Source organism: Saliphagus sp. GCM10025317, assembly GCF_042663665.1.
Taxonomy (GTDB): Archaea; Halobacteriota; Halobacteria; order Halobacteriales; family Natrialbaceae; genus Natronosalvus.
Window position 1 is genome coordinate 126,619 of the sequence record NZ_JBHTAQ010000005.1, and the last position, 18,827, is coordinate 145,445.

Below are 18,827 nucleotides of genomic sequence, written 5' to 3' on the forward strand. Positions count from 1 at the left end.
CAAAGATGACTGACCCAGCAGACACCTTCGAAATTGCCGTTCGCTACGATGACGATCTTCGAGAACAGGTCAAAGAGGGAGCTACTGATCCGCTGGGCTGGATCGATGTTATCCGAGGGGGTGATAAACCGCTCGTCGGCGGTGAACACGAGGAAGGGATGAGGGAATACCTAACGAGTCTGTTTGGAGGTCTATTGCAAGCACTGATGGGTTGTGTAGCGGGGAACGATGAAATCCTCCGGACAGGAAACGGCCCGCTCTATATCGTGTTCGAACCTGCCGACGATGAGACGATCTCCGTTTCGATCTGTTATTCTAAACGGAGTGCGCACTCTCCGGCACAGCGTGAAGCGTACGAACCGAGTGTGACCGTCCGCGCGGAGCCGCTGGTGAACGAACTCGTCGATCGAGCGACCGAGTTCGAGGCCTTCGTCGCTGATGTCAATCCGCAACTCGCAGCGGACTCGTCCGACTACCGAGGCCTCCGCGAAGATATCGATCGACTGCGAGACGTCTATCGCTCCGATCGCAGTCGTTGATATAGCCGACGCTATTCGGAGAGGAATCAAATTACTTCCATCGACGACTGGAACGGAAGCTACGAACGCTCCTGACTCGTAATCGACGACGATGAACGACGTGGATCCATTTACGATCGAATTCCGATATGGATCTCGACGGAGAGTACGGTTCGGTAAAACAGGCGATCAGAATGGGGGATTACAAGAAGGAGGCGATCGTCGTACAGGACGTCTCAGTGTCCAGAACGATCGACGAGGATCTTCGGGAATTGGGTATGGACGACGTGCGTATCGTCCGAACTGGAGGTGTGACGGAATGACATTCACCGCCGACGAAATCCGTGCCTGCTTCGAAGACGAGGTTGACGAGATTACAAAACGAGTCCGGTCGTGGGAAAACGGCGAGGTCCCGATCGACGGGACGACCACGTATCTCTATGCCGTCGCCAGGCGGTTCGAGTACCTCGGAAAACTCACGGCGCTACTCGGGGCGGTCCACCAGTCCCGAACGTGTATCGGAGAGGTCGCCAAGTGCTATCTCGCGCACATCGAAGCGTGTCGCTTGCGACGCGATATGACCGAACAGGCGAAGTGAAACAACGAACCGCAGATGTTCGCACGGGCGGTCAACGCTGCAGTCCTGAGTCGCGACGAGGAGTTACTCGCGAACGTCGCAGCCGCCACGCTCGCGATGGACGAAAGTTATCTCGATGCCTTCACCGAATCGTCTCTCAGCGCGCCGGCGCGATACTACAATGCAAAGGTTAAGGCCGCAATCGCGATCGACGATAAGTCGGTACGGGCGTTGCTCGCCAACCTCGAGGAGAGCCTCGAACGATTCGAGGAGAAGAGCCCGTATTGGGAGGTGATCCCGGTGTATTATCGCGCACTCGTAGATGGATCGGAACCGGCGGCTCAAACGAGCCTTTCGGAACTGTACGATTATTACGCTGCGGAGGAACCCGATCCGGACGACCCTCGCTGGTTCGTCCTTCACCACGTGTGCGCACACATCGTGCTTGCGCGTCGACGCGGCCTGAGGGTCTCCCGGAAGTCCGATCGGCTCTCGGAGGCGCTCCTCCGAGAGGACGTGCCAGCGGACGATACCGAACTCGACGTTGACGTGGACCTGGACGCGTTCCAGGTCACGAGCGACGTCGGGTTCTTCGAACTCGAACGCGACGGGGACGATCAATCCGTAATTGCAGGACGGATCTATCATTCCGACGGTGAGCCGGTGAGTGCCGACGACGTTCCCGAGCGCGAAGCAGGCCGGGTACTCTCCGACGAGTGGGTTGTGGCGGCCCTCGAGGAGGCAACCTGGCACGACTCCTACGACGACAAACTGGTAGCCGACGCAACAGCTGCTTTTAAGGACGGAACGGTGGGCCGAAAACTGGTCGTGGTCCAGGATCGAACCGACGAACACACGTTCGACGAGTCACTGGCAGAACTACCGATCGACGACGTTACGCTACTGAAGGGCGCTGGACGGCGCCGTTGATCGACGTTCTCATTTCTGTGGTAGGAACGTGCATGTTCGTATAACTTGGTGGCCTGGTGAAGACAGCCCTCAGCCCGCCGCTTTTGGATACACGCTCGAAGAGTCCGACGTCCCCCACTACTGATTCACCCACGGCTGTCTCTCAGAGTAACATCGAACGATTCGCGAATGTCGGTTGCTCATTGTCGGAGACGAATCCGTCGAACTAAGCCGACTTCTCGCGAAGGAGTGGATATGATGACAACCGACGTATCGCTCAACAAAATAACGGTCGGGGACAACGAGGTGATTCCTCCCAATTCCGTCGAGGATCACGTCGAACGCGATGACTCGGTAATCGTCGTGTTAGGAACGTTTCGGACGGGCAAGCACGGAGACCGCGATTTCGACGTCCCTTCTGACGATCGAAACGTTGTTGCGATAGATCACGCTAGCCGGGTAACGTGGATAATTGACCCCGTCCCCGTCCCGATGACCTCGGAAAACGGAGGTCATCGGAAACTGTGGACGATACAGGACCGATTCCTAACCAGTCACACGGACGGTACCTTCGAATTCGATCCGGAAACGGGTGAGATTCTCGAGGCGTGGCCCAAAACCGAACTCCCCGTCGGTGACCACACCGTCGACCTCAGCGGCGAGGTCTTCGACGTCCTCGAGTTCGACGACGCCATCTTTATTTATTGTTCAGAGGCCACACACGATCTCTATGCATTCGAATCCGATGGCACGGAACGATGGCGCTCGGAACCCGACGAGTGGCGGGGACATCTCTCCGTCGAGGATGGCGACCTCTGGGAACGAGTCGCGGTCGATCGGACAATCGACCACCGATACCGGCTCGATCCCGCAACGGGCGAACGCCTCGAGTGCGAGGAGATCGAGACCGGACTCTGGTGACAATCCATATGAACGATGCCCACCGAGACGCCTTATGGGCAAATCGTTTGCTGACGGCTCGATCGTCATGGAGGGAACGACCAGTACACCGACCGAATACCTTCGGTTCGAGCCGAACGGACTTTCCGGCGAATACTGGCTCCACCGGCGAGACGAGCTTGATCCGACGCACACGCGAGACGAGGTTATCGACCGGTATGCCCTCCCACCGAGTGAGTCCTACACCGTTACTGTCGTCGAAATTCCCGCAGGGATCGCGATCCGATTCGGAACAGTCGGCGCCAGCCACGGCCGGACTGGCGGTGCGGACCTTGTTAATCTGCTCGAATACGAATCGATTCCATCCGCCTGGATCCGTCGGTCGCTTTCGCTAGCCAAATTACTCAAAGCCCAGTGACGCCGAGGATCAGAGGACGTTCATGCTCGCGTCGCGTCGTGGCTCCTGATACCTCTCTCGGGCGTTGTCGTCACTCTCGAGCGGATCGCCCACCCAGGACGGTAAACGAGTCGATTGCGTTCGAGAGACAGAACTGCGCTCGTCGGGCTGACGATGGTGACGTAAGCTTGTTTGATGCTCGTGCAGATGCTCGAAGGGGTCTCTCTCCACCATCGACCGCGATTGTCGAGGAGGAACACCTAATCGTTTCTCGAACGATGCGTAGTTGCCGTCGTCACGTTTCGTTACGGAAGTGTACTCGGTCGTGAACTTGATACGACTTGGGTTCGAACCATCCCGTTATGAACCTGAACCAGATCATCGCGGCGCTGTTCGCCCTGTTGATGATCTCGTCGATGGTCGCCTGGGGCGCGACGTTTATCTTCTAACTTAGCCGTCGGTGTCCCAGACGTCCGCGAGCGGGCTTCGCTTCGAGGAGCGTCGGCCGCGTCGTGACCGCGATCCGGAACGGGAACTGCCTCGAGCATCGCTCTCGTTCGCGCTCCCGCCTGAGCCTGCCCCCTCTTTCGACTCTGAACTCGACATACTGTGCGAGGACGTTCTCGAGTACCCGCCGCGCCCGCCCCCATCCGTCGCCTCGAGCGCCGCCCGCGGCTCGAACTCGGGCAATTCCGGCACCGAGAGGCGATCGACCTGTTCTTCGAACCAGTCAGGCATGTCCGTCCGGGCGCGTTCGAACAGGTCGAGCAGGCTCGAGTCCGCGACGTAGGTTGCTCCATGGTCGTCAGGGGCGCGGATCACCCGGCCGCAGGCCTGGATCACGGTCCTGAGCGCCGCCCGGTAGTACCACGCCCACTGCCCTTCCTCGAGACGGTGAGCCACTCGCGAGTCGCTCGTGTTGAGGAACGGTGCCTTGCAGAGCACCTGCCAGCGACAGAGGTCGCCCTTCAGGTCGAGCGCTTCCTCCATCTTCACCGAGAGGAAGACGTCCGGTTCCGAGGAGGCCTTCCAGGACTCGAGGTCGGCGTCCCGGTCGTCCCTGGAGTGGGCTCGAACGCGGTCGCCGACGCCGAAATCGGTGAGGAGCGACTCGAGTTGCTCCTGGATCGCGTAGGAGTGGGCGTGGATCAGCCCCTTCTCGTCGGGGTGGGCCTGCATGATGCGGACGATGGTACGGGCGATCTTCGGCAGGGTCTCCTCGCGGTGTTCGTAGGTCATCTTCCCCTGAGTGACGTCGTAGAGCGGCCGGTTCTCGACGGGGAAGGTGTGGCCGACGTCGACGAGGGCGACGCGGGAGGGCTCGAGACCGACGTGGCGACAGAAGGCGTCCTTGTTGAGGATCGTGGCCGAGAGGAGTGCGAACTTGTTGCCCCGGTCCCAGACGGTGTACCGGAGGTAGCGCTCGGGGTCCATCGGTTTGATGGTGAGAGGGCCGCCGTTCGGGTTCTCGGTTTCGTCCCCGTCGCTCGAGTCCGCCCCTCCGTCGCGGTTCGACCCTCCGTCATCAGCCTGATCGACCAGCCACGTCGTCGGACTCTGCGGGTCGCGGTAGTCCTCGACGAAGAAGTCGAGTTCGCCGATGAGTTCCTGGAGGCGGTCCCGCTCTCGCACTTCGCCGGGTGAGAGGGATTCCTGGCCGAGCAACTCGTCCTTGCGGCTGGTACACCGCCGGCCGAGTGCCTCGGCGTAGCGGGCTGCCGCTTCCACGGAGTCGACCTGGGGCACCCGAAGGTCGTCCCAGAACGGGACGGTCCGGGGGCCGAGCTGGATCGTCGCGTACATCTCGGCCCACTCGGAGAGGCCGTGGGCCTCGTCGATCACGACGACGTCGCGCTTGCGGAACACCTCGCTGCCCGCGGTCTGCATGAAGTACGCGAGCGTCATCGCCGCGATGGAGCGGTTGGAGGCGATGGCTCGGTCGGAAAAGTACGGACAGCGGTGCTGGACCGAGCAGTCGTAGCCCCGCTCGCGGACGCAGGGGGCCTGGTTGACCGGCGTGTCGAGTTCGCCGGGGAGGAGGCAGGTGTAGTTCGACTTCCCGCGGATGATGTTCAGGTCCTGGAGCAAGTCGTCGCCGGCCACGTCGTCGAGCTGGGAGACCTGCGGGGTCGTGTAGTAGGCGCCGGTCGCCTCCACTGGATCAGCCTCGTCGACCGTACGGGCACAGCCGGCGACCGCACGAGCCAGCAGGGACTTGCCACTGCCCGTCGGCGCGCGGACGAGAACGACGTCGTTGCCCGCCTCGAAGGCGTCGCGGATGTCGCGGAGGGCCTGCTCCTGGTTGCCCCGGTAGCTCGGCGCGGGGAACGCCTCGAAGATCCGGTCGGGATTCACCACTCGAGTCACCGGGGGGCGTGGTCCTAAAGGCTGCGGAGTCTCGCGCGTCCTGAACGATGGATGTCGGCAGCGATTGGGGTGCTCGAAGCGACGGCAGCGACTGGTATGGGCTCGAAGCGATGGCAGTGACCGGGGTGGTCTCGAGACGGCGGTGAAGACTCCTCGAGGCGTACGGGAACGTTCGGCTTACGACGGAGTTAGGTTCCCGATTACAATTCGGACCACTGTCGTCGAACGGTGTACGGAAGGGTCGCTCAGCGGAAGAGCACCGCGGCGTCTCTGACCCGCGGCGGCCGTCTGGCCTCGTGGCGTTCGAATCCCACCCCTTCCGCTCCTGAATATTACTATACTTTCTATAGCAAGCACTCGAGACCGTCGCCACGCTCTTTGTCCACGCCCCCGAACGAAAAACATGGCACGCCTCGAGGATCCGCTCGAAATCGGCGGCGTCGAGATTCCGAACCGCCTCTACCGAGCACCGGTCCTCGAGTGCGCGGGGAACGGACCCGACGCCGTCGAGACGCTGATCGAAGACCTCGAGCCGGCCGCCGAGTCGGGCGTCGGATTGCTCTGCCAGGGGGCGACCATCGTCCGTGGCGAGGGCGGCTGTGCGGCTCCAGGGATGACCCGCGTCCACGACCCCGACTTCGTGTCCCGTCTCTCACGGCTCACCAACCGGATCCACGACCACGGGAGCCGGATCTTCGTCCAGCTCGAGCACGGGGGCCTTCGGAGCATGGAGACCTGGCACGCCGGCTATCGGCGCGAGCACCCGGACCTCGAGCAACTCGCCGTCTCCCCCCTCCCGGCACCGCTACGCGCGCTCGACCGGGCGGGCTTTCTGGCCTACGATCCGCACGTCCTGACGACCGAGGAGGTGTACGAACTGGCCGCCGACTTCGGCCGTTCGGCGGCGTACTGCGTCGACGCCGGCTACGACGGCATCCACCTCTCGGGGGCGAACATGGGCATCGTCCAGCAGTTCCTCTCGCCGTTTTACAACCGCCGTGACGACGAATTTGGGGGGACGCCCGAGAACCGACTCGCCTTCCTGGAGGTCGTCCACGACGAGATCCGCGACCGGGCTGGTGACGTCCCGCTGATCACCAAGGTGCCCGCCGAGACGCCGGCCCCATCCTGGCCGGTCGTCCGCAGGAAGCTCTCCCTCCAGGACGGCGTCGAGATCGCGCGACGGCTCGAACGGATCGGGTACGACGGCGTCGTGCCGGTCCAGACCTCCGTGGCCTGGGACATGAGCATCGTCCGCGGGCGGTATCCGAAACGGGCCTGGGAGAACGAGGCGCTTCGCGAGGGGTACGACGAGGCCTTCGGCGGTCCGTGGCGGCGGCGACTCGTCGCGCTTGGTAATCGACTCGAGTCGCTGGTCTACGACTTCGAGCCGGCCTGGAACGAGGACTTCTGTCGTCGCGTCTGCGATCGAGTCTCCATTCCGGTGCTGGCCGAAGGGGGAATCCGAGAGCGAGGCCAGATGGATCGGTTACTGGGTGCGACTGGCGAAACCGACGACGGGTCCGTCAGGAACGCGGCACCCGCCTGCAACATGGTCGGCATGGCCCGTCCCTTCTACGCCGAACCGCGTCTCGGGGCGCGGTTGCTCGAGTCTCGGTCTTCGTCCCCGGGCATAACTGACCGCGAACCTGCCCCGGAGATGCGCGTCCTCTGTGAGAACTGCAACAACTGTACGGTCCCGCAGGTGACGGGCGCCCCCGGAATCTGTCGCACGCCGTCAGTGCTCGGAAAGCGGGGCGAACTCGAGCGAGAGGGCGTCTACGACGGCCAGGAGTGACCTGCCATCTCCGCGCCGGCCCCGGCCCCCGGCTGCCAGCCGAACGCCTATGCGCCATCGCCCGAAATCGTCGGGTCACATGCGCGCCGTACTCTTCGACATGGACGGGGTCCTCGTCGACTCCGAGGACTACTGGGTCACCCTCGAGCGCGAAGAACTTCTCCCGCAGGTCGTCCCCGACCAGGACGTCGCTGTCGCCGAAATCACCGGGATGAACTACCGCGAGATCTACGACTACCTCGATGCGGAGTACGAGACTGCGGTCTCCCGCGAGGAGTTCCTGGACCTGTTCGAAACCGCCGCCGAAACCCTCTACCGCGACCGCGTGGCCCTCCTCGAGGGTACTCACGACCTGCTCGACGAACTCGAGGAACGGGACGTCCCGCGAGCGATCGTCTCCTCGTCCCCTCACGACTGGATCGACATCGTCCTCGAGCGATTCGACCTCGCGGATCGGTTCGACGCGGTCGTCAGCGCCGAAGAAATCGACGGGCCGGGCAAGCCGGAACCGGACGTCTTCGAGTACGCTGCGGCCGAACTCGGCATCGAACCCGAGGAGTGCGTCGTCCTCGAGGACTCCGAGCACGGGATCCGTGCGGCAGCCCGTGCGGGGACGACCTGCATCGCCTACGAAATCGAGGCTCACGACGACGTCGATTACTCGCCTGCCGACGCGGTCGTCGATAGCCCACTCGAGTTGCGCGATGCGGTCCTCGAGCGGGTTCAGGGTGCTCCTCGTTGACGCGACCTGCTGTGTTCCGTTGACGCGACCCGTTATGACCTCTGGTACTGACACTCTCTGTGCCCCCTGGTAACGACACCCTCTGCGGCCAGTACGTTCAAACGTCGTGAGCGTCACTAACGAATACATGAACAGACGTCGCTATCTCGGGACACTCACCGCCGGCCTTGCCGTGGGCGGTCTGGCCGGCTGTCTCGACGACCTCCAGGCGACATCCAGGAGCGACGCCGATCGGACGGCCGGGAACGGCGACGGGGCGACGGACGACGGCGACGACGGCACCGGCAGCACCGACGACTCCACGACCGACGGCAGCGCCGGCCGCGACGAAGCTGACCGCGAGATTCGACTGGCTGCCGGGCGACTGAACCGCGCCGGCGCCTCGCTTCGAGAATCCCGTGATTCCCTCGAGGACCCCGAATCGACCGACTACGACTCCGAGGAGCCCCAGGCGTTTCTCGACGAAGCCCTCGAGTCGCTCGAGGCGGCCGAAGACGCCGACCCGACCGAGGCACAACGCGCCGACATCGAAGAACTGAATGCCTACGCGGCCGTCCTCGGCCCCGCCATCGAGGTGACGGCCGTCGTCACCGACGACGGCCTCGAGGACGAGGTCGCCCAGGTCAACGACGCCATCGTCGACGAGGACCTCGTGACGGCCCGGTCGGTCGCCGAGTCGCTCGTCGACACCTTCGCCCCCGCACAGGAGACTCTCCAACCTGCACTCGAGGGCGTCGAATCCCTCGATGCCGACCGACTCGCCGATCTCGCAATCACGGACCTCGCGGCCGTCGAGGACGGCGTCCGGACGCTCGCGTCGGTCGTCGACTCCCTGGTCGTCCTCTCGACGTCGCTCGTGTCCCTCGTCGACGGCCACGAAGCGCTCGAGGAAGGCGGCAACCTGGCCGACGAAGAAGCGTTCGACGAGGCGTGTACGGCGTTCGACGACGCGGCGACGATTTACGCGGATACCGAAGCGTCGCTCGAGGACGGCCACGCGGACGCTCCCGAGGGGCTGGTGGCGTACTTCGAGACGGCGCTGTGCCAGGTCGACCACCTCGAGCAGGCGGCAGTCGCGTTCACCGAGGCGGCGAAGGCGGCCGACGACGGGGACCGGCGCACGGCCGAAGAGCGAGAGGCCGACGCGGAAGAACAACTCGAGCTGGCGGAAGCGTGTGGGACGTAAGGAGAGCGAACGCCGAGACCGACTACGACGACTTGCGAACGTCAGAACGAACTACGGCGAGTCGTGGACGCCGGAACGAACGACGATTCGCGATTATCGGAACCGACTACGACGAGTCGACCGGCCGCCCGTCCTCGGTTCGCGGGGCGACGTGATCGACGTAGTCCTCGAGCGACGGTTCCTCGACGCGGACGCGAACGGCGATTTCGCCGAGTTCGTCGGGTTCGCCGACCGAGAAGTTCACGCGGCCCTCGAACGCTGCCTGCTTCTTCAGCGCGAAGTGAAACGTGTCGCCCTCGCGGCTCGAGAAGAACTCGCCCCGGGCCGTATCCAGAATCTCCTGGCGGTGTAGTTGTTCCGAGAAGTGCTCCATGGAGTGGACCGTCGCCGTCACTTCGCCGAACCGTTCTTCGGGCTCGGCGTTCGGGAACAGGTTTCTGATGGCGTCTTCGACCCGGCTCGTTACCTCCGTGTCGTTGACGGGGGCAGTGATCTCGACGTCGACGCGGTAGAGCGTGGTCATGTCAGGGTTCGGATTCGAGGGTCGGTTCGCTATCTTTGGTATCTTCAGACTCTTCGATACTTTCGACATCGTCGGCGTCCTGGGACTCTTCGCCAGATTCGACGTCGGCACCCTCGGCCGCCGCCTCGAGCACCTCGCTAATCTGCGACCGAAACGCCTCGAGACTGTTGGTGTTCTCGACGACGACGTCCGCACGTGCCATCGCGTCGTCCATCCCGAAGCCGCGTTCGCGCTCGTCGCGGGCCTCGAGCCCCTCGCCGCCGTGGTCCTCGTCGGCGTCTCGCCCGCGGTCGACGACGCGTTCTCGCCGGAGGTCGAACGGGGCCTCGATGCTCACGACCGTGAAGTCCTCGCCGAAGCGTTCCTCGAAGACGTCGACCTCGGTGCCGGATCGAATGCCGTCGACGAGGACGCCCTCGTGGTTTTCGAGGCGGTCCTCGAGCATCGGGAGCGACCGTTCGGCGATGGCGGCAGGGCCGTTTTCCTCCCGCAGCGCCTGGGCGACTGTCCCGTGGTCCTTGCTGGGGTCGAGTCCCCTGTCGGCGGTTTCCTGTCGAACCACGTCGCCCATCGTGACGACCGGGATTCCTCGCTCGCGGGCGACCGTCGCGGCCTCGCCCTTGCCGCTTCCCGGGAGTCCGACGGTTCCGATAACGTACATTGGATGCGTGTACAGGCGACGTGTGCATAAGGGCTATGTCTCGCGAGTCGCGGCGGACTCCACGACGAGTCGTGTTGGCATTCCTATACTATCGGTGGGTATTTATCCCTGCATTTAGTAGCGGGCCGTATGAACGCAATCGAGGTCACGAACGTCACGAAGCGATTCGGTGACGTCACCGCCCTGAACGACCTCTCTCTGACCGTCGAAGACGGCGAAATCTTCGGCTTCCTGGGTCCGAACGGGGCCGGAAAGTCGACGACGATCAACCTCCTCCTCGACTTCATTCGCCCGACCGACGGTACCGTCTCCGTGCTCGGCATGGACGCCCAGTCGGAGAGCAAGGCGATCAGACAGCGCCTCGGCGTCCTCCCCGAGGGGTTCACGACCTACGACCGCCTCACCGGTCGCCAGCACCTCGAGTTCGCCATCGAGTCCAAGGACGCGACCGAGGAGCCGGACCTGCTGTTCGAGCACGTCGGTCTCTCGCCGGAGGAAGGCGACCGCAAGGCCGGCGGCTACTCGAAGGGGATGTCCCAGCGGCTCCTGTTCGCGATGGCTCTCGTCGGCGACCCGGACATGCTGATCCTCGACGAGCCCTCCACCGGTCTCGACCCCAACGGCGCCCGGGAGATGCGCCAGCTCATTCGCGAGGAGAACGACCGCGGGACGACCATCTTCTTCTCGAGTCACATCTTAGAGCAGGTCGAGGCGGTCTGTGACCGCGTCGGGATTATCCGGAACGGCGAGATGGTCGCCGTCGACAGCGTCGAGGGACTGCGAGATTCCGTCTCGACGGCCAGCCAGTTGCGCATCGAGACGGACCGGATGACCGAACCCGCGCTCGAGGCCGTCCGCGCGCTCGAGGGGGTCGAACGCGCCGAGGTTCTCGAATCCGGTTCGGCCGGGGCGGTCGTCGCCGTCGAGACGACGGGCTCGAAGACGGCGGTGCTCGGCGCGCTCGAGGACGCCGGTATCGTCGTCGAGGACTTTTCGACGGCGGAGGCGTCGCTCGAGGACGTCTTCCAGCGGTATACGGAGGTGACGGCATGAGCGTCACCGCCATCGTCCGGAAGGACTTCCGGGACGGGATCCGTTCGCGGTTACTCTGGGCGCTGATGGCGCTGTTCTTGCTCTCGATGGGCGGGTTCACCTACGTCGCCACTCGTGGGTTCGAGGGACAGTCGGGTGACTCGGGTATCGCGCTGTTTGGGTTGCTCGGTCTCTCCGTGATTCTCGCCATCGTCTTCCTCGTACCACTGACCGGGCTCGTTGTGAGTATCAAATCTATCGTCCGCGAACGAGAACTCGGGAGCATCCGCATCCTCCTCTCGCTGCCCCACACCCGCCAGGAAGTCGTCATCGGCAAGTTCATCGGCCGTGCTGGGCTGCTGACCGCCGCAATCCTCGCCGGGTTCGTTCCCGCGGCGATCATCATGTTCGCCCAGACCGGCGAGTTGCCGTTCTTCGAGTACGTCGCCCTCGTGTTCGTGACGATCTGCTTCGGCGTCGTCTTCGTCGCTATCGGCCTCAGCGTGTCGGCGTTTACCAGCACCGAGACCCGCGCCACCATCGGCGGCGTCGGCGCCTTCTTCCTGCTGTACTTCTGGCAGGGCCTGTTCGGGTACGTCAACGGCCGACTCGAGTTGTTCTCGGGCGATCTCCTGCTGTTCATCCAGCGCTTCGACCTGTTCGTCGTCTTCCTGGACTCGCTGATGGCGCTCCTCTCGATCCAGCACGATATTCCGAACACGTCGTTCGTCGGTTTGAATCAAGCCTTCCCTCAGAACCCGGAGGCAGTTGCATCCGTCTCCCAGCCGTTCTACCTCCAGCACTGGTTCGCGTTCGTGATCCTCGCACTCTGGATCGCGGTCCCGCTCGCGATTGGGTACGCCCGATTCGAGCGGATCGACCTGTAGCGCGTCACTCGGCATTCGTCTACCGTCTTTGCCTTTCTCCCCTCTCGAATCTTCGCCGCGAGCCTCCGACCGAATCAGACTTTGATACCCCGCTCCTCGAGCACTGCCCGAAACGCGTCCTCCTCGAGTACCTCTACGTCCTCCTCCTCGGCGTCTTCGAGCTTCGTCGCCCCCGGATTCTCGCCGATGACGAGGTAATCGGTGTTGCCGGAGACGCTCCCCGTCGCGTTCGCGCCGTGGGCTTCGACGAGTTTCTGGGCGTCCCCGCGGGTCATCCCCTCGAGACTCCCCGTGAAGACGAACGTCAGGCCTGCGAGTTCGTCACCACCGTCTTCGAGATCGCCTTCTTGCGGGGAGACGTGCTCGAGCACGGCATCGACGACGGCTGCGTTCGCCTCGCTCGCGAAGAACTCGTGGATCGTCTCGGCGACGGTTTCGCCCACGTCGTCGACGCCCTCGAGTTTCGCGGGGTCGTCCTCGGCCATCTCTCGGAAGGCCTCGAAGGAGCCGAACTCGCGGGCCAGCTCGCGGGCGGTCGTCGGCCCCACGTGGGGGATGCCGAGTGCCGAGAGGAACTCCGCCAGCGGAGGCTCACGGCTCGCCTCGATTTCGGCCACCAGGTTCTCGACGCTCGTCTCACCCCAGCCCTCGAGGTCGTGGAGTGCGTCTCGCTTTTGCGGTAGCTTGTAGAGGTCCGCAACGCTCTCGAGCAATCCCGCATCGACCAGCTGTCGGACCGTCTTCTCGCCGAGGCCCTCGAGGTCCAGGCCGTCGTCGCTCGCGTAGTACTCGATCGAGCGCCGACGCTGGGCGTCGCAGGCCAGGCCGCCCGTACAGAACGCCAGCGGGCCGTCGCGTTCGATCGCGCTCCCGCAGACGGGACACGTGTCGGGCAGTTCGTAGTGCCCGTCGCTCCCCTTCTCGACGACCTCCTCGACGTAGGGGATGACGTCGCCGGCGCGCTGGACCCGGACGGTGTCGCCGACGTTGACGTTCTTCGCGGCGATCTCCTCGGGGTTGTGCAGGCTCGCCCGCGAGACCGTGACGCCGCCGACGTCGACTGGCTCGAGCAGTGCAACCGGCGTGACCCGGCCCGTGCGCCCGACCTGGACGGCGACGTCGACGATGGGCGTCACCTCCGCGCGGGCGGGGAACTTGTAGGCGTAGGCCCACCGGTCGTGGCGGGCCGTCTGGCCGAGTTCCTCGCGGGCCTCGCGGTCGTCGACCTTGATCACGACGCCGTCGATCTCGTAGGGAAGGTCGTCGCGGGCCTCGAGCAGGCGGTCGCGGTAGTCGATGGCCGCTTCGATATCTGACACGATTTCGACGCGGTCGTTAGTCCGGAGGCCGTATCGGGGAAAATCCTCGAGTTCCTCGCGGTGGCTCTCCGCGAGGTCACTCGCTGCGAGCACGTCGAAGTAGAACACCTCGAGGGGGCGCTCGGCGACGACGGCGGGATCGAGCTGGCGAATCGTCCCCGCAGTCGCGTTCCGGGGATTGGCAAAGGGATTTTCGCCACGCTCGATGCGCTCGCGGTTGTGCGCCTGGAAGGCGTCTTTGGGCATGTACACTTCCCCGCGGACGGCGAAGGATTCCGGCGGATCGTCGTGGAGTCGCTGGGGGACGGAGCCGATTGTTCGGGCGTTTCGCGTCACGTCGTCTCCCTCGCGGCCGTCGCCGCGGGTGACCGCCCGCTCGAGCGAGCCGTCCTCGTAGACGAATTCCATGGAGACGCCGTCGAACTTGGGTTCACAGACGTAGGCGACCTCACCCTCGCCGTCTCCACTGTCACTGTCGCCGTCGTAGCCCGCGTCACGAAGCTCCCGGCGCACGCGCTCGTCGAACTCCCGGACGTCGTCGGCCTCGCCGCTGGCGTCGATCGAGAGCATCGGTGCGACGTGTTCGACCGTCTCGAACGCGTCGAGCGGTTCGTCCCCCACCGCTCGGGTTGGGCTGTCGGGATGAGCGAGGTCAAATTCGTCCTCGAGTTCCTGCAAACGAGCGAACAGCGCGTCGTAGGTCCGGTCGGCGATGATTGGGTCGTTCTCGGCGTAGTACCGACGGTCGTGTTCGCGGATGGCCTCGCGTAGGCGCTCGACCTGTTCTTCGGCCGCCTCGAACTCGAGGTCCCGGACCGGATCGAACTCGACCGGCGGATCCCGAAGGTAGGGATTCTCCGTCGTCGGTGTGGACATTACTCGAGCGTTCGTCCCGATCCGATTAAAACGTAGGTTTGTGGATCACGGACCCAGTCACTTCGCAAAGACGCTGTCGGCCGTCGCCGCTCCGACGACGCTGAAGATCGAGCCGACGCTGATCGCCTTCGCCGTAATTGCTGCAACCTGGGTCGTGGTTTCGGCGTCCTCGATAAACGTATCGGGAGCGTCGAAGAGCAACGCCAGGATGGTGACCGACCCGAACGAGACGAGCATGAGGGAGATGAATCGCAGCGGGATGCCGCCGACTTCCTTCTCCAGGTCGGGATCGCGACTCGAATCTGCAGCGTACAGCGCCGCGTACCCGATCGCGAAGACGAGACCGACCGTCGCGAGCGCTTGCCCGAGGTGCATATTCGACGCGAGGACCCACACCTCCTCGGTGACGACGAACGGCCCCGCCAGCAGGAACCCGCCGACGAGTTGCTGGGCGGAGTCGGCTACCCGAAACTGGGGCGGCCGACGAGGACGGCGAAGTTGCATACCCGAAATAACAGACGATTCGTCAAGTATCGTCCGGTCTCGAGACGGCTACGGTTGTCGAGGGTCGGCCGTTTCAGCGCGACCATCCACCGGTTAGCCGTTTCGACCGGCTCGGTGGGAGTGTACCGCTGTCAGCCGGGTGGAGAGTGATACCGAACTCGAGCGCTCGACGCCGAAGCCATCGTCGACACGCTGGCGGACACGGGCGACGGCGCGACGAACGTAGCGCTCGTAACCTATTCAGTAATTGTGTACGACTTGAATAGATATTGTGGACAAATTATTAGTAGCTGTTTCACAACGAGTCACGTATGACGGCAGGACCGCCGATCGCCGACCTTCACTTCGACGACGCACCGGACGTTGATTCCGTTCCCGGGCCGAAAACCCGGTCGCTGCTCGAGAAACAGCGAGAAATCGACAGCAGTGCGGTCGCGTACCCGAACGACATTCCGATCGCGTTCGAGGAGGGCAAGGGGGCGACGGTCCGCGACGCCGACGGCAACACGTACATCGATCTCTTCGCCGGGATCGGCGTGCTCAACGTCGGCCACGCCAATCCCTACGTACTTGAGGCCGTGCACGAGCAGGCCGACAAGTTCGTCCACACGGTCGACTTCCCGACCGAGGCCCGACTCGAGTTGATCGAAAAGCTCGACGAAATCGCCCCGGACGGGCTGCAGGGCCAGAACAAGGTCGTCTTCGGCGGTCCGACGGGGAGCGACGCCATCGAGGCGTCGATCAAACTCTCGAAGTACAACACCGGCGGCGACGGCCTCATCGCCTTCCGTGGGGCGTACCACGGCGCGACGACGGGGGCGATGAGCGTCACCTCGAACAAGAAGTTCAAGGGCCACTACACGCCCCTGCTCGCAGACGTCGTTCACGCGCCGTACCCCCACCCGTTTCGCCAGGACAAGACGCCCGACGAGGCGGTCGATCACGCGCTCGAGGAGGTCCAGGCGATTGTCGAGGATCCCTACGGGGGACTGGCCAATCCGGCCGGGATCATCGTCGAACCGATCCAGGGCGAGGGCGGCATCGTCACGCCGCCGGCTGGGTTCCTGCAGGGGGTACGCGATATTGCCGACGACAACGACGTCGTTCTCGTCTTCGACGAGATCCAGAGCGGGCTTGGCCGTACTGGTCAGTGGTGGGCCTGCGACTGGGAGGGCGTCACCCCGGACGCGATGACCTCCGCGAAGGCCCTCGGCGGGGCGGGATTTCCGCTGTCGGCGACTATCTACCACGAGGACCTCGACACCTGGGGATCGGGCGACCACGCCGGCACCTACCGCGGCCACGTCGTGGGAATGAGCGCCGGGACCCGCGCCATCGAGTACATCCAGGAACACGATCTCCTGGCCCACGCTCGAGACCTCGGCGAGTACATCCAGGGCCGACTCCTGGAGGCGGCCGAGGAAACGGAACGACTGGCCGACGTCCGCGGGAAGGGACTGTTCATCGGCGCCGAATTCGTCGACGTGGACGGGACCCCGGACGGCGACCTCGTCGACGCGATCCAGACCTACTGTTTCGAACGCGGGGTCCTCGTCTGGACGGCCGGTCGCCAGGGGAACGTCCTTCGGCTGCTCCCGCCGCTCGTCCTCACCCGCGACCTGGCCGAGACGGCCCTCGACGTCGTCGTGGAGGCGATCGAACACGTGACTGAGGGGGCGAAACGGACGGCCTGAGCCGTCGCTCGAACGAAACGATGTCCGACACCACCCCACTCGAGACCGACGACGCGCCGAGCAACGACAACCCCTACTCGCAGGGCGTCCTGGCCGGCGACACGTGCTACATCTCCGGCTACGGCCGGTCGATCCGGATACCGGCGAGGTCGTGGACGGCGACGTCGAAGCGCAGACCGAGCGCGTCCTCGAGAACGTCGCTGCCGTGGTCGAGGCAGCCGGCGGCGACGGTCTCGCCGACGTCGTCAAGGTGACGGTTTACCTGACCGACCTCGAGGACTACGACCGGGTCAACGAGGCCTACGGCGCACGGTTCGGCGAAGAACCGCCAGCACGCGTTTGCGTCGAGGTCTCGAGATTACCCGACGACGTTCGAATCGAGATGGACGCGATCGCGTTCCTGGGGTAGTTGGGCAGTCGGTCAGTCGGATCAGTTTGCGTCCTCACGGAGCTACGACAGTCGGGAGCGGTTCACGTCTTCGCGGAGGTGCGGCCCGGTTGGTCGGTTCACCGTCGCCTCGACGCAGAAACGAAGTGTCACACGCTACCCATAGTTAAATATCCGCCAGTCCTATCAGAATCAGGTATGCCCTACGACGCACACACGAGCGTGGCCGACCTCCGTCGGGCGTTTCACCGCCATCCCGAACCCGGCTGGCGCGAGTTCCGGACGACCGCCCGCGTCGTCGAGGAACTCGAGTCCTTCGACCTCGACGACATCGCGATCGGACGAGAGGCGCTCGCACCCGACAAACGGATGGCCGTCCCGTCGGCGGCCGACCTCGAGCCCTGGCTCGAGCGGGCCCGTGGGGCTGGCGTTCGACCGGACCTCCTCGACCGGATGGAGGGCGGGTACACGGGGGTCGTCGCGGTGCTCGAGCAGGGGCCAGGGCCGACGGTCGGGCTACGGGTCGACCTCGACGGCATCTCGATGGCGGAGTCGAGCGACGACGACCACCGGCCGACTGCCGAGGGGTTCCGGTCGGAACACGAGGGCTACATGCACGCCTGCGGCCACGACGCCCACATCGCGATCGCCCTGGAGACGATCGACGCGGTACGGAACAGCGACTTCTCGGGGACGCTGAAGGTGTTCTTCCAGCCGGCCGAGGAGATTTCGGGCGGCGGGAAGGCGATGGCTGAGGGCGGGTACGCCGACGACCTCGAGTACCTGTTCGCGCTCCACATCGGTCTCGATCACCCGACGGGGGAGATCGTCGCGGGCATCGAGAAACCCCTGGCCATGGCACACCTGACGGCCACGTTCGAGGGGGCGAGCGCCCACGCCGGGAAGGCGCCGAACGAGGGCGGCAACGCGATGCAGGCGGCGGCGACGGCGATTCAGAACGCCTACGGGATCCCCCGCCACAGCGACGGCATGACTCGCGTGAACGTCGGCCGCATCGAAGGTGGTACCGCGAGCAACGTCATCGCCGAGGAGATCACGATCGAGGCGGAGGTCCGCGGCGAGACCACGGGACTGATGGAGTACATGCGAACGGAACTCGAGCGCGTCTGCTATGCAGCTGCAGAGATGCACGACTGCGACGTAACCCCGCGAGTCATCAGCGAGTCGCCCCGGGCGGACAGCGACCCCGCACTGCGCGAACTCGTCGGCTCGGTCGCGCGGAACGTCCAGGGGGTCCACCAGGTGACCGAGACGACCGACTTCGGCGTTAGCGAAGACGTTACCTACCTGATGGAGCGCGTCCAGGCCGGCGGCGGTCTGGCGTCGTACGTCCTCGTCGGCACGGACCACCCGACGAACCACCACACGCCGACGTTCGACGTCGACGACGAGAGCCTCGAGATCGGCGTGGCGATCCTGTCGGACGCGATTCGAGCGTGTTCGCGTCAGCGGTAGTAGGGCGAGACACGGCCATATTCGGCCAGGTAGGGCCTGGTGCGGCCAGATACGGCCAGAACCGCGCTCATCT

18 protein-coding genes, 1 tRNA gene and 1 pseudogene are annotated in these 18,827 nt (G+C 64.5%); 15 read left to right on the forward strand and 5 right to left on the reverse strand.

What is annotated here, in order from left to right; genetic code table 11:
* Positions 1 to 5: 5 nt before the first annotated feature.
* The 6 genes from ACFQS4_RS02770 to ACFQS4_RS02795 all read left to right on the forward strand — a co-directional run bounded on the left by ACFQS4_RS02770 (position 6) and on the right by ACFQS4_RS02795 (position 3,322).
* Positions 6 to 539, forward strand: coding sequence for a hypothetical protein (locus ACFQS4_RS02770; protein ID WP_497902186.1), 534 nt, complete (start codon positions 6 to 8; stop codon positions 537 to 539).
* 128 nt (positions 540 to 667) lie between these two features.
* A complete protein-coding gene (locus ACFQS4_RS02775) occupies positions 668 to 841 on the forward strand; it encodes a hypothetical protein (protein ID WP_497902187.1) in 174 nt (57 codons plus the stop codon).
* On the forward strand, positions 838 to 1,116 hold the full coding sequence (locus ACFQS4_RS02780) for a hypothetical protein (RefSeq protein WP_497902188.1): 279 nt from the start codon (positions 838 to 840) through the stop codon (positions 1,114 to 1,116). The genes ACFQS4_RS02775 and ACFQS4_RS02780 overlap by 4 nt, the downstream gene beginning before the upstream one ends.
* A 15-nt stretch (positions 1,117 to 1,131) precedes the next feature.
* The gene (locus tag ACFQS4_RS02785; RefSeq protein ID WP_497902189.1) at positions 1,132 to 2,025 is read left to right on the forward strand and encodes a hypothetical protein; all 894 of its coding nucleotides are present in this window, start codon (positions 1,132 to 1,134) and stop codon (positions 2,023 to 2,025) included.
* Between the two features lie 237 nt (positions 2,026 to 2,262).
* On the forward strand, positions 2,263 to 2,925 hold the full coding sequence (locus ACFQS4_RS02790; protein ID WP_497902190.1) for a DUF7957 family protein: 663 nt from the start codon (positions 2,263 to 2,265) through the stop codon (positions 2,923 to 2,925).
* A 34-nt stretch (positions 2,926 to 2,959) separates the two neighbouring features.
* Positions 2,960 to 3,322 (forward strand): hypothetical protein, encoded by a 363-nt coding sequence (locus ACFQS4_RS02795; RefSeq protein WP_497902191.1) that lies wholly within the window; start codon positions 2,960 to 2,962, stop codon positions 3,320 to 3,322.
* Between the two features lie 429 nt (positions 3,323 to 3,751).
* Here ACFQS4_RS02795 and ACFQS4_RS02800 read toward each other — a convergent pair whose 3' ends face one another.
* Entirely contained in the window at positions 3,752 to 5,656 is a 1,905-nt protein-coding gene (locus ACFQS4_RS02800) for a helicase C-terminal domain-containing protein (protein ID WP_497902192.1), read from the reverse strand.
* 246 nt (positions 5,657 to 5,902) lie between these two features.
* On the opposite strand from ACFQS4_RS02800, the gene ACFQS4_RS02805 reads away from it, so the two are divergent.
* The 4 genes from ACFQS4_RS02805 (at position 5,903) to ACFQS4_RS02820 (ending at position 9,394) form a co-directional block, all read left to right on the forward strand.
* Positions 5,903 to 5,990, forward strand: a tRNA-OTHER gene (locus tag ACFQS4_RS02805).
* Between the two features lie 81 nt (positions 5,991 to 6,071).
* Complete coding sequence (locus ACFQS4_RS02810) at positions 6,072 to 7,466, forward strand: oxidoreductase (RefSeq protein ID WP_497902193.1); 1,395 nt, start codon at positions 6,072 to 6,074, stop codon at positions 7,464 to 7,466.
* A gap of 79 nt (positions 7,467 to 7,545) precedes the next feature.
* Entirely contained in the window at positions 7,546 to 8,208 is a 663-nt protein-coding gene (locus tag ACFQS4_RS02815) for an HAD family hydrolase (protein WP_497902194.1), read from the forward strand.
* A 127-nt stretch (positions 8,209 to 8,335) separates the two neighbouring features.
* Positions 8,336 to 9,394 (forward strand): hypothetical protein, encoded by a 1,059-nt coding sequence (locus ACFQS4_RS02820; RefSeq protein ID WP_497902195.1) that lies wholly within the window; start codon positions 8,336 to 8,338, stop codon positions 9,392 to 9,394.
* A 106-nt stretch (positions 9,395 to 9,500) separates the two neighbouring features.
* Here the strand turns inward: ACFQS4_RS02820 and ACFQS4_RS02825 are convergent, their stop codons facing one another.
* Positions 9,501 to 9,917, reverse strand: coding sequence for an RNA-binding domain-containing protein (locus ACFQS4_RS02825; RefSeq protein ID WP_497902196.1), 417 nt, complete (start codon positions 9,915 to 9,917; stop codon positions 9,501 to 9,503).
* Position 9,918: 1 nt separating this feature from the next.
* Complete coding sequence (locus tag ACFQS4_RS02830) at positions 9,919 to 10,578, reverse strand: AAA family ATPase (RefSeq protein ID WP_497902197.1); 660 nt, start codon at positions 10,576 to 10,578, stop codon at positions 9,919 to 9,921.
* A 129-nt stretch (positions 10,579 to 10,707) separates the two neighbouring features.
* Between ACFQS4_RS02830 and ACFQS4_RS02835 the strand changes: the two genes are divergently transcribed.
* Entirely contained in the window at positions 10,708 to 11,631 is a 924-nt protein-coding gene (locus ACFQS4_RS02835; RefSeq protein ID WP_497902198.1) for an ABC transporter ATP-binding protein, read from the forward strand.
* Positions 11,628 to 12,497 carry an ABC transporter permease subunit gene (locus ACFQS4_RS02840; protein WP_497902199.1) on the forward strand — a complete coding sequence of 290 codons (870 nt, stop codon included), beginning with the start codon at positions 11,628 to 11,630 and terminating at the stop codon, positions 12,495 to 12,497. The genes ACFQS4_RS02835 and ACFQS4_RS02840 overlap by 4 nt, the downstream gene beginning before the upstream one ends.
* Before the next feature lie 74 nt (positions 12,498 to 12,571).
* On the opposite strand, the gene ligA is transcribed toward ACFQS4_RS02840, so the two are convergent.
* Together ligA and ACFQS4_RS02850 are read right to left on the reverse strand one after the other, a co-directional pair.
* On the reverse strand, positions 12,572 to 14,692 hold the full coding sequence (gene ligA / locus ACFQS4_RS02845) for an NAD-dependent DNA ligase LigA (protein WP_497902200.1): 2,121 nt from the start codon (positions 14,690 to 14,692) through the stop codon (positions 12,572 to 12,574).
* 57 nt (positions 14,693 to 14,749) lie between these two features.
* A complete protein-coding gene (locus ACFQS4_RS02850) occupies positions 14,750 to 15,196 on the reverse strand; it encodes a DUF2391 domain-containing protein (protein ID WP_497902201.1) in 447 nt (148 codons plus the stop codon).
* Positions 15,197 to 15,507: 311 nt separating this feature from the next.
* Between ACFQS4_RS02850 and ACFQS4_RS02855 the strand changes: the two genes are divergently transcribed.
* From ACFQS4_RS02855 to ACFQS4_RS02865, 3 genes and pseudogenes are all read left to right on the forward strand, one after another.
* Positions 15,508 to 16,890: an aspartate aminotransferase family protein gene (locus ACFQS4_RS02855; protein WP_497902202.1), complete on the forward strand. Its 1,383-nt coding sequence runs from the start codon at positions 15,508 to 15,510 to the stop codon at positions 16,888 to 16,890.
* Positions 16,891 to 16,910: 20 nt separating this feature from the next.
* Positions 16,911 to 17,299: pseudogene (locus tag ACFQS4_RS02860) on the forward strand (Rid family detoxifying hydrolase).
* A 177-nt stretch (positions 17,300 to 17,476) separates the two neighbouring features.
* Positions 17,477 to 18,754, forward strand: coding sequence for an amidohydrolase (locus ACFQS4_RS02865; RefSeq protein ID WP_497902203.1), 1,278 nt, complete (start codon positions 17,477 to 17,479; stop codon positions 18,752 to 18,754).
* Positions 18,755 to 18,827 lie beyond the last annotated feature (73 nt).

Excerpts from the sequence above, each read along its gene's own strand:
- ACFQS4_RS02865 (WP_497902203.1), top strand. The coding sequence starts at position 17,477 with ATGCCCTACGACGCACACACGAGCGTGGCCGACCTCCGTCGGGCGTTT.
- ACFQS4_RS02815 (WP_497902194.1), top strand. The coding sequence starts at position 7,546 with ATGCGCGCCGTACTCTTCGACATGGACGGGGTCCTCGTCGACTCCGAG.
- ACFQS4_RS02820 (WP_497902195.1), top strand. The coding sequence starts at position 8,336 with ATGAACAGACGTCGCTATCTCGGGACACTCACCGCCGGCCTTGCCGTG.
- ACFQS4_RS02825 (WP_497902196.1), bottom strand. The coding sequence starts at position 9,917 with ATGACCACGCTCTACCGCGTCGACGTCGAGATCACTGCCCCCGTCAAC.
- ACFQS4_RS02775 (WP_497902187.1), top strand. The coding sequence starts at position 668 with ATGGATCTCGACGGAGAGTACGGTTCGGTAAAACAGGCGATCAGAATG.
- ACFQS4_RS02795 (WP_497902191.1), top strand. The coding sequence starts at position 2,960 with ATGGGCAAATCGTTTGCTGACGGCTCGATCGTCATGGAGGGAACGACC.
- ACFQS4_RS02780 (WP_497902188.1), top strand. The coding sequence starts at position 838 with ATGACATTCACCGCCGACGAAATCCGTGCCTGCTTCGAAGACGAGGTT.
- ACFQS4_RS02835 (WP_497902198.1), top strand. The coding sequence starts at position 10,708 with ATGAACGCAATCGAGGTCACGAACGTCACGAAGCGATTCGGTGACGTC.
- ACFQS4_RS02810 (WP_497902193.1), top strand. The coding sequence starts at position 6,072 with ATGGCACGCCTCGAGGATCCGCTCGAAATCGGCGGCGTCGAGATTCCG.
- ACFQS4_RS02830 (WP_497902197.1), bottom strand. The coding sequence starts at position 10,578 with ATGTACGTTATCGGAACCGTCGGACTCCCGGGAAGCGGCAAGGGCGAG.
- ACFQS4_RS02855 (WP_497902202.1), top strand. The coding sequence starts at position 15,508 with ATGACGGCAGGACCGCCGATCGCCGACCTTCACTTCGACGACGCACCG.
- ACFQS4_RS02770 (WP_497902186.1), top strand. The coding sequence starts at position 6 with ATGACTGACCCAGCAGACACCTTCGAAATTGCCGTTCGCTACGATGAC.
- ACFQS4_RS02840 (WP_497902199.1), top strand. The coding sequence starts at position 11,628 with ATGAGCGTCACCGCCATCGTCCGGAAGGACTTCCGGGACGGGATCCGT.
- ACFQS4_RS02790 (WP_497902190.1), top strand. The coding sequence starts at position 2,263 with ATGACAACCGACGTATCGCTCAACAAAATAACGGTCGGGGACAACGAG.
- ligA (WP_497902200.1), bottom strand. The coding sequence starts at position 14,692 with ATGTCCACACCGACGACGGAGAATCCCTACCTTCGGGATCCGCCGGTC.
- ACFQS4_RS02785 (WP_497902189.1), top strand. The coding sequence starts at position 1,132 with ATGTTCGCACGGGCGGTCAACGCTGCAGTCCTGAGTCGCGACGAGGAG.
- ACFQS4_RS02850 (WP_497902201.1), bottom strand. The coding sequence starts at position 15,196 with ATGCAACTTCGCCGTCCTCGTCGGCCGCCCCAGTTTCGGGTAGCCGAC.